Here is a 605-nt window from a genome sequence, read left to right on the forward strand (position 1 = left end):
GCCGAACCTGACGCTGCCGAACAATGCCCTGTACCGCATCATCAGCGACCCGGGCAGCAGCGTGCTGGTCGAAACCGACCCGCGCTTCACCAACTTCCGCCAGTGGACATCGAGCGACACCATGCTGTCGCAGTTCCGCAATGACCCGGGCGCCACGCTCAAGCGCATTGGCGACGGCTTCTACGAGCAGCAACTGATTCAGCAGCAAATCGTCCGGGCCACGGGGCAACGCTTCATTGGCGACTACACCAGCAACGAAGACGAGTACAAGGCGTTGCTGGCCAACGGCACTGCTGCGGGCAAGGCGTTTGGTTTGAACGTTGGCACGGCGCTGACCGAAGCCCAGATGGCGCAGCTCACCAGCGACATCGTCTGGCTGGTCAAGCAGACCGTGACGCTGGCGGATGGCAGCAAGCAGGAGGTGCTGGTGCCACAGGTCTACCTGCGCGCCAAGGACACCGACATCACTGGTGGCGGTACGTTGATGGCGGGTAACAACGTCAGCTTCAACGCCAAGGGCGACGCAACGAACAGCGGCACCATCGCCAGCCGCAACGTAACGGTGGTCACCGCGGACAACATCGTCAACACCGGCACGCTGGCAG

The 605-nt window shown here is 62.8% G+C and carries 1 protein-coding gene; it reads left to right on the top strand.

All coding sequences use genetic code 11. The annotated features are described in order from the left end of the window. On the top strand, positions 1 to 605 hold a 605-nt coding region (locus FUT88_RS16640; RefSeq protein ID WP_147216771.1), incomplete at both ends, for an S-layer family protein.

This window comes from Ralstonia sp. TCR112 (assembly GCF_007997035.1).
Lineage (GTDB): Bacteria > Pseudomonadota > Gammaproteobacteria > Burkholderiales > Burkholderiaceae > Ralstonia > Ralstonia edaphi.